This window comes from Mesorhizobium sp. L2C066B000 (genome assembly GCF_000502335.1).
Classification (GTDB): Bacteria; Pseudomonadota; Alphaproteobacteria; order Rhizobiales; family Rhizobiaceae; genus Mesorhizobium.
In genome coordinates, this window is the sequence record NZ_AYWZ01000038.1 from 1 (window position 1) to 9,280 (window position 9,280).

General features: G+C 57.2%; 5 protein-coding genes and 3 pseudogenes. 4 read left to right on the top strand and 4 right to left on the bottom strand.

The annotated features are described in order from the left end of the window. Positions 1-299: 299 nt before the first annotated feature. The 3 genes and pseudogenes from X733_RS136755 to X733_RS1000000171200 all read right to left on the bottom strand — a co-directional run. Positions 300-1,406, bottom strand: coding sequence for a mandelate racemase/muconate lactonizing enzyme family protein (locus X733_RS136755; RefSeq protein ID WP_023820423.1), 1,107 nt, complete (start codon positions 1,404-1,406; stop codon positions 300-302). 122 nt (positions 1,407-1,528) lie between these two features. Then, positions 1,529-1,781: pseudogene (locus X733_RS1000000171570) on the bottom strand (S-adenosylmethionine synthetase N-terminal domain-containing protein); the annotation flags it as partial. Between the two features lie 1,519 nt (positions 1,782-3,300). Beyond that, positions 3,301-3,568, bottom strand: a pseudogene (locus tag X733_RS1000000171200) (IS110 family transposase); the annotation flags it as partial. A gap of 174 nt (positions 3,569-3,742) precedes the next feature. Here X733_RS1000000171200 and X733_RS01000000166970 point away from each other — a divergent pair. Then, positions 3,743-4,040: pseudogene (locus tag X733_RS01000000166970) on the top strand (integrase core domain-containing protein); the annotation flags it as partial. Between the two features lie 260 nt (positions 4,041-4,300). Here the strand turns inward: X733_RS01000000166970 and X733_RS1000000167445 are convergent. Continuing rightward, complete coding sequence (locus X733_RS1000000167445; RefSeq protein WP_023820427.1) at positions 4,301-4,774, bottom strand: transposase; 474 nt, start codon at positions 4,772-4,774, stop codon at positions 4,301-4,303. Positions 4,775-5,576: 802 nt separating this feature from the next. On the opposite strand from X733_RS1000000167445, the gene X733_RS136740 reads away from it, so the two are divergent. The 3 genes from X733_RS136740 to X733_RS1000000169200 all read left to right on the top strand — a co-directional run. After that, a complete protein-coding gene (locus tag X733_RS136740; RefSeq protein ID WP_023820428.1) occupies positions 5,577-6,956 on the top strand; it encodes an aspartate aminotransferase family protein in 1,380 nt (459 codons plus the stop codon). A 214-nt stretch (positions 6,957-7,170) separates the two neighbouring features. After that, positions 7,171-8,376, top strand: coding sequence for an aminotransferase class I/II-fold pyridoxal phosphate-dependent enzyme (locus X733_RS136735; RefSeq protein ID WP_348625883.1), 1,206 nt, complete (start codon positions 7,171-7,173; stop codon positions 8,374-8,376). Positions 8,377-8,960: 584 nt separating this feature from the next. After that, positions 8,961-9,280 (top strand): GntR family transcriptional regulator (locus tag X733_RS1000000169200; RefSeq protein WP_155924305.1); only part of this gene is annotated, 320 nt, incomplete at its 3' end.

The window sequence follows — 9,280 nt, forward strand, 5'->3', positions numbered from 1 at the left end:
AATGTCTTTGACGGCAGCGCTGGCGGTCTTAACTTCAGTCTTGGTCATGGCGGCGTTCCTTCGCGGGAATCAGTGACGTGAACAATCACCAGCCTGCCATGACCGCCCCCTCTCAGCGAATTTGCAGAACTCTCAGCACACTACCATCAAAAGGCGCACAGCATGGTACTCAGATTCTTTCCGGCCACTCATGGAATAGGTTCCAGGCTCGGCCATACGACCGGAACTCGAGTGTACCGAATCCACCATGCCCCGTTCGCACCACGACGCGCGTGCTCGTTAGCGAGCTCATAGAAGTGTTACTTGAAAACTGATGCCGGCGCCCCGAGTGCGGCGACGTCCGGCTCCACGCCAAGCCCCGGCGCTGTCGGCGGCGCAGCAAAACCATTGACATTCCTTGCTCCCTGGCCCGGAACGGGGTCGGCAGCAAGGTGATGATGGCATAGCCAGCTGGCCAACCTATTGGCGACAGGAGTCGATGATGCGAGATGGACTGCCGCAGTATCTGCCAACGCCGAACCTCCGACATCCTCAATGTGCATCTGCCAACCCACGGAGACACCGAAGTCCCGAACCTGCCTAGCCTTGGTTAGACCGCCTACTCTATTGGGCTTGACCTTGGCGCCCTGAAAGGAATCTAAGCGCCAAGCCTGCAGGTGGTCCTCAAAAGAATGAAGGCACTCATCAAGCATGATCGGCTGTTTTACCCGTCGGGCAACCTGAGCGCATTGCTGTACCGTCTCGCAAGGCTGTTCTATCCAGCCGCGTAGGGACACGTTGTTCAGTACCTGGAGTGCAACCGCCGGGAACCAGGCGCGGTTCACGTCGTAGGTAACCTTCTCGTCCGGTTTCAGCGCCGCTTCAATCGCCTGAATACGCGCAATATCCGCGACGGGATCGCTACCTCCTATCTTGGCAGAGTGTGTACGATACCCCTCTGAATACGCATCCCTTATGAGTTTGATCATCTCGTCGGTAGTGCCGGTGGAAATCGAAGAGTTAACTGCGACCGGATCTGCGGTAGTTCCACCGAGCAATCGCCATAGCGGCATCCCGGTGACTTTTCCCAAGATGTCCCAGCAGGCCAGATCGATGGCCGACTTCACATACAGATGGCCGGGGAGCGCCATATCCATTGTCCGGTTGATCGCTTCAAGCGACCTCGGGTCCTGTCCCAGCAATGAGGGCGCTAGTGTGGCGATACCCGCCCTGATCCCGGGACCATGGGCGGGTAGATAGGTGCTGCCCCAAGGGCAGCCTTCCCCCCAACCAGACACATCCGCATCGGTATCAACCCTCACAAAGGTGCTGTCGAGTTTTTCGAACTTCAGGCGGCCACCGGATAACCAATAGGGCTTTGTCAGTGACAGATCGAGTTGCCACATCGTAATGCCAATGATCTTCATAGAATACTTCGCTCCTCTAGAACTTTCCTGGCAAACCCGAAGCAACTCCAAAGCTTGCGGGACACCGCAGAAAATACCGACCATTTGTATTGCCGCTCAGTCCAGAACGACGGCGCAAGGCCACCATCAAAGCCGATATCGTCGTTATCATATCCAATATTGACAGTCGTATCGCGCGCAAATTGGCTGTAAGCGATTTGCGCGTCACTGGTGATATCGCCAGCCAGAACGACCATTCCTGTCTTCACCAATACTTCACAAGACACGCTCGCCCTGGGATCGATGCTGAGGATTGGCATCCGAGATGTTGTCGGCCATCTTATCCGGGTGTCCCGCGCCGACGGATTCGGAAGAGAACACGAACTGCCTGGGCATGGAATGTCCTCGCTGCAGGTGTTGGAGTTAGGTTGGGGCCTGGATCAGCCGGTCTCACCGGTCGGTGAGTCCAGGGATCAGAGGCGATGAGCTTGAGGGGCGTCCGCTCCTGCCGCTCCTGTCTCAGAAGCAGCTCGTGAACGGGGCAATCAGCCGCGGCCAAGGAAGACCGCCCGTAGGTGTCGGGCTGCGCGATGGAGGTCGGCGGAGTTGTCCATGGTAGCTTCGCGCTCCAATTGGATCGATCTATTTCACGGTTAAGCATGCGGTCCCCTTCGGCCGCGTGTATCGTGCCGCTTCGAACCGCTGCAGGTCCTGTTTATGATAGCCGTCGCCATAGGGCAGGAGATCGACCAATAATTGGATCCCCCCGCCGTCGCTGCATCCTGCTTTGACATGGTACGAGCGCCACCGTGGTTGTTTGTTCCAGCAAAAGTCGGGTCTGGCGAGCAGCCGGACGTGTCGCACAACCCGCTCGCGACGCAGACCCAGAATCTCCGCTAGCTTCGCAGACAATTAGGTCCGCAGGCACGCAAAGGCCCATCAAAATGCCCTGCCGTGCGTAGGCGACTGACCAGTGTCATCATGGGTCAGCATCAAGCTGGATACCCGTCCCACTGACTTTGTCATTGGGCGTCTCCGCAGGTTCGAACGAAATTTTCGTTGTAGGGATCCCGGCGACCAGCCTCTGGCGGCAGTCGTTAGGTAAACATGTGTTTGCTTTGGGCTGATCGTCGCCGTGTCCCGAACAACCCAGATCAGCGCTCTTGCCATTGCCTTTAAGCACCACGTTTCTGGTCTACTGACCTCAGATGAGGTAAGCGTACCATTCACGGCGGTTTGGATTTGCTAAGAGTCTATGAATTTCTTTGAAGGAGGCGTTACAACGGCTCCACGCGAATTAGCAAGGAGCTGATCACGCGGCGAGACTTGAGAACCTGGTTGGCCAGATAGGGTTCGGATTAAACCGGCGGCGAGCAGACCGTCCGTAGAAAACACCTCTTCGGATCACGGCCGGCAAGCAGCCGGTCCAGAAGTTCTATCTCGATAGACATCTGATGATTCTCTCGTTTCCATCATCATGACGTCGGCCTCTGGTAGTCCTAGTGCCGAGGCTTCGAGCAGTTCTTCAGCTTCGAGTTCTCGTCTTTGCAGGCTTCAGGCGTTCGCGGGACGACTTTCTCGGCCTCGTCCCGTAGCTTGTTAACGAGTGAGGCGGAACTCAAGGAGATTATCTCAATCGCCGAAAGAGTTGTCGAAACGGCATCCTGTGCCGGCCTTCAGCCTTGACGCGACCCGCCTGTCGCGCCGTGCCGCGGCAACGGCGAGCGCGAGGCGCTGCCGACAGGCGCCGGTCCATTTTTCGTCGCGGCGGACAACCGCGCATCTAGCACGGCGATGGCCGCGCCGGTGGCAAGGGCAGCATCCTCAACGGTTTGCGCCGCCTCGACCGCCTTGCGCAGCCAACTCGGCACGGCCACGATCGGAGCGGCCGGGGCGCCGCAGGGCAGCGTGACGCTTCGTCAATGACCATCCGGAACCTGCGAATGGCAGGCGCGTCAAGCGGCAGCGGCAGTCCGATCGATGAGCGCGCCGTCTCGTAAATATCCATCGGAATTTGTTGCTGACCTTGCGGCCGACGACATCCCACGATGCTGTCACAAACTCCTCTTTCGTCTGCGCCGTGATGCTTGCTGGCGTCGGAAAGGCATGGAGAAGGCGAAGAACGCTGCGGCTGTTTCCCGGAAGCGATCGATCTCGGGAAAATACAGCGGCAGGTAGTGCGTACGACCGGTGCGCGCCTGCAGCGAAAAGCGGCGGGCACCGCTGTCTCGGCTCCCATCGCTCCTTCATTCCGTAGGTGCTACGGCATCCAGTTCACCACCCCCGGCGCCGGCGGCTCGGCCGTGCCATTGATCAAGGAGGCCATCGCAATTGGCGAACTCTTCCGCGCCAATGCTTTCGAATACGCATGCGCCAGGAACGACATCGAACAGCGGACGACCGAGACAAGGCACCCGTGGACTAACGGCCAGGTCGAGAGGATGAACCGGACCATCAAGGATGCGACCGTCAGGCGCTTCTACTATGAGAGCCACGTTCAACTCCGCCCGCACCTTGCCGACTTCGCCTCGGCCTACAACTTCTGCCGCAGGCTCAAGACCCTCAAAGGTCTCACGCCCTATGAGTTCACCTGCAACGGCTTGGGCCACGCGGCCTGAACGCTTCTCAGTCCGCTCCAGCAACTGCCGGGACTAGACTCCTACGGTTGAATCCGAAGTAGCTGACGAGCTTTTCCGGCGATGAGAACCGCTCAATGTCGTGACGGCTGCCACGATACTCATGCCACCGTGACATCCACGCCGGTGATCGTCATCAAACGCTTGGCTCGTCGCTCCTGGAGTGCCGTCTGTGGGAGGCTTTTGTCCACACCTGTGTAAGTTCTCCGCCAAGGCGTTCGAGTTCGCCGTCATGGCGAAAGACGACTCGCCGCTGATCCTCGGCGAGCGGCTGAGCCATTAGCTGACCTTGCCGCGTTTTGAGAACGGTGAGCCTTTGTAGGGTGGATCAGATTCCTGCAGAACCGAATGGATTCGGTTTTTGAGAGGCGTCATCTGGGAGGCGAGCTGCGTTCGTTCCCCTACCACGCGACGACGTGTCTCGGTTTCCTCGTCCGGCATCCACACTTCGGGTAGAAATCCTCTCGCATGAACCTTCGCCAGCGCTGCCGCGTCGATCTTGTCAGTCTCGACCTTGGCCCAGGCGATGTCCCGGACCGGATCGGATTGGCTATGACCACACCCGACCCACAAAGGCGACAATAATCGCACGGTCGCACTTGTATTGCCTGTCGCCTCGATGACGATCTCGTCATCCGGTTTGAGCTTCATGGCGAACTGCAACAGGCGGCTGCCTTCGAGATCGATCCTCCCCGCATTCCGGATTTTGCCTTTCTCCAAAGATTGCCATTTGGGCGAATGATCGGTGGACATCAAGGGCAATGATTCTCATTCCCGGCTCCTTTCCAGGTTCAGCAACCTTGGGAGCCGGCGGGCTACACGACAACTACGGATCCGCGCTCGAAGCGCAACCAGGCAAGGGGGCGGCCAGATAACAACTCGAACAGTTCATCAGATACTTCGGCCTGCCCGCCATGCGTGCTCTCGACACCCCAATCCCGNCTACAATCCTAGCCCCTCAATCGCCGAGCAGTTAGCCATCCTCACGGCATAGAACGCCGACCCCGATTCCTGCCATCTTTTGTCCCGTTTCGATCTTTGCGACAGAACCTTTTCGAGGTGTCGAACAAATCCTTCAAGTAACTTTACAACATCTTTGCGACCGCAAATCGCTGACAATGGTACGTTCACGACAAGGTCCGAGATCAGGCACGGCTGAAAAAGCTTTTGGCGAAGCAGGCTCGGGCCGCCGCACCCCACGCAACGTCGGAGTCAACGGCAACGGCAACGGCAATGGCAATGGCAATGGCAAGAAGAGCGCTGATCCTGGTTTAAGGCTCAAGGTATAATGGTCCGCTATACGCAAGAAGCTCTGCAACTTAGTCTTCATTCAATTGTCCTGTCGCCTAATCCAGCTCAGTACGATTATGTTGCGGCCGAGGGAATTGAGGCAGTCCGTGTCGAGACAGCCGATCTCGATGCGCTGATCCGCGAATGGCAGGGCCGGCGTGGCGTGGTCCGTCGAGTGAGGAGGAAGTAGCGTTGATCGACCAACCAGCTAAACCGTCTTGATTGCTTTGAAATACAAGAAAAGCGATACTGTCAGGAGATCTGAATGCCGAAAAAGTTCGAGACCGCACCCAACGCTACTCTGCTTGGCCCACAATCAAACAAATTGTTTGCTCGAGGTCGCTCGGTTTTTCCGGGTGGCATTACCCGTGCTACGGTTGAACGCGATCCGACGCCGCGCTACATCCTGAAAGGTGACGGCGCTTATCTGATTGACGTTGACGGACAACGTTTTCTGGATCTCAACAACAATTTCACTACGCTGATCCATGGGCATGGTTTTCTTCCTGCGCTTGATGCTGTGGCGCGTCTCCTTCGCGACGGCACCTGCTTTTCCAATCCGACCGCTCATGAGATCGACCTGGCAGAACTGCTGGTTGACCGCATTCCGGTGGTTGAACAAATTCGCTTCGTCAACACCGGCACTGAGGCGGTGATGTTCGCCGTCAAGGCGGCGCGCGCATTCACCGGACGCCCGGCCATTGCCAAGACCGAAGGCGCTTATCACGGCTCCTATGACTGGGCCGAGGCGGACCTGGGAGGTACGCCCGCAACATGGGGATCGCCGGATGCGCCTATCGCCGTGCCGGCCTATGCAGGCACACCGACATCGGTCGCCGACGAGGTTCTCATTCTTCGGTTCAATGATGCCGACGGTGCGCGTCGCAGGATCGCAGCTGCCGCCGATCGCCTAGCCTGTATCCTGCTCGATCCAATGCCGAGCGGCGGTGGCCTTATCCCGGCTGATCCTGACTTCATTGCTGCTATCGTCGAAACCGCGCGCCAACATGGCATTCTCGTCGTTTGCGACGAAGTGCTCAATCTTCGCCAAGGCTATCGTGGCGCCTCCGCACGTTACGGTATCAAGCCCGATCTGATCGCCGCCGGCAAGATCATCGGTGGAGGATTCCCGATCGGTGCCATTGGCGGATCGAGCCGCGTGATGAGCGTCTTCGACGGATCGGCCGGACGGGCCAAAGTGGCGCAGGCTGGCACCTTCTCGGCAAATCCTATCTCAATGGTCGCCGGTCGCGTCAGTATGGAAGCCTTGACCGAAGTAGCATTCGCCCGCCTGGAGGAAATGGGGAAACGGCTCCGCACTGCACTCGCCGCCGCCATCAGCCGCCATCAGGCTCCCTATGTCATCAGCGGCGCAGCGTCGCTCTTTCGCATCCACCCCAAACAAGCGCTTCCGCGCGACTATCGCGAAGCCTACCCGTCGACGGATGAGGCAGGCACGTTGAAAGCAATAAGCCGTTTCTTCCGCAGTGAGGGTATCCTTCTTCATGCCAACACTTCGGCCTCGCTATCGACGGCAATGTCTGATGCCGAAATCGACAAGATAGCCGATGTCTTCGAAAGGTTCCTGGCGACAACACCAGCTTCGCGAGTAGGCCTGCTGAGGGACTGTGAGGACCAGGATTGAAGCCGATGGCGGGCTGGCTTCCGAGTAGGACTCTCGGACTTCCGACTGTGATCAGCGCGTTCGCAATAGCCGGGCGCACCAGCCAAAAGAGGAGCCGCAGCCTCCCCTTGTGCAAAGTTGGCACGACTTTGAAGGGACACATTGGCTACGTAGCGGGGGTTGCCGATGATGAACAAACGTAAATTATATTATGGTCAGTTTGACGGAGAGTGCTGTGAAGAAGCAGAGATTTCGTAGTCTTGCAAGCCTTATTGAGAAGTCCAGATCAGATTTCGACTATGCGTACTCCAAAGGAATAATGACACTATATGCCCGCTCGCTTGAGCAGCGACACGTGGAGCTCGAGTCAGGACGATCGGTTATAGAATTCGCAAGAGGCAGCTATCTCGGGCTTGATAACCATCCGATGATCGTGGATGCTGCGATAGCAGCATTAGCGTCATATCGCTCGATACAGTGGTCAGGTGCCCGCACGAGATTGAATTTCTCGCTAACCCGAGATCTCGAATACAGCTTATCTGAACTTTTCGATGCTCGGGTTGTCGTATACTCGTTGGTTCTAACGGCGAACATGAGCGCGCTTCCGTTACTCGCATGCGGGGCTTTCACCCGAGGACGCAAGCCGGTACTGGTGTTCGACCGATTTGCTCATGCCACTTTGGCATACCACAAGGCTGTTATGGCCGAAGATGCCGAGGTTCTGCAAATTAGGCACAACGACATTGAGGAACTGGAGGGTATTTGTCGGGAACACACGTGCGTCGCCTACATATGCGATGGTGTGTATTCAATGGGCGGAAATGCCCCCATCGGTGAGCTTTTGCGCCTCCAAGAACGTTATGGGCTATTCATCTACATCGACGATGCGCATGGCATCTCAATCCGGGGAAGGCATGGCCAAGGATATGCCAAATCCCAAATCACAGATCTAGGCGAAAACACAATCATCGCGGCTTCTTTGAGCAAAGGCTTCGGAGTGACTGGCGGTGTTCTCATGCTTGGGACGGAAGAGCAGGAGAAACTCCTTAGACGTTACGCCGTCCCGCATGCATTCTCGATGGGACCAGACTTGGCCGGAATTGCAGGTGCCTTAGCATCAGCAGAAATTCATCGTTCTGCGGAGCTGGGTGAGCGCCAGGCCCGCCTGAGTAGGGTTGTTCAAGCTTTTGACGATAAAATGCCGACGCAATCGTCAGGTGACGGAATGCCAATCCGGATGGTCCCGATTGGTGAGTCTCGGGCAGCGGTGGATACGGCAGCAGAGCTATTGCGGCGCGGCTTTTATGTGGCCGCAGCATTTTATCCGACGGTGCCCCGGCACAAGGCTGCTTTGCGCGTATGCCTGACTGCGGACCACAGTCTGGAAGAGGTCACCCAGCTTTGTGCTTCAATCCGAGACATAGCTAGTGCCCGTCCATAGTGTGCTGCAGAAAGCAGAAGCCGCGGACATGATCTGGGGCAGGTAGGCATCCGGAAGATAGAGCGCAAGCAAACCCTTCGATGACGCGTCGTTGCGGAACTGCAGAAACCAGCTTTCTGATGCCGAGGGAGAAGCACAAGCGGAACACCACCGTGCGGCGAGAGTACCGATGGGAAGTTGGGGTGGATCGACCCGTATTCGTGACGAAGGTCCTGTAATGGGGCGGGAGCGAAGGGGCGGATGGGCGTTATCGATTCAACTCGCGTTCAGGGAATTGCGGCGGGAAAAGATGGCGCTTGATGGTCGCGGTGTTCATGCCATCGGTCTATGCCGCAAATCCCTGAACGCGAGTTAAATTGATAACGCCCGATATGAAATAGGGGAGGCGCCCTTCTCGCCAACGAAAATCGTTCTGGCGAGAGCCTTCAATTCGGCTTCTATCCACTCCCGTGGGGTGCGCGCCGTGAAAGAGTGTGCATTAAAAAGAGTGCGCATTAAACTATCCTACCCCCTTCAATGTCTTGGTCAACCCGACCTATGGATTCAACAGTTTATTTGATCGATCAACGCGAAGAGCGTGCAGCATGACTGAAATTCCAAAAGCCAAGCCAGACCGAATTATGCGGCCGATCGAACCAGCCCTGATGCACGATAGGGTTTACGCGTCGTTGTCGACTGCCGTGATGGCAGGACGGTTCATTCCAGGTCAAAGTGTCATCATCCGGGAGGTCGCCGCCCAGTTCGAGACTAGTCCGATGCCTGTTCGGGAAGCAGTTCGTCGCCTAGTCGCGCTTAGAGCCTTTATCTCGTTGCCGAACCGGGCTGTACAGGTGCCGGAATTTTCTCCGGAGACGGTACGAGATCTTTGTCGAGTGCGACTGGGGATCGAAGGACTGGCCACATT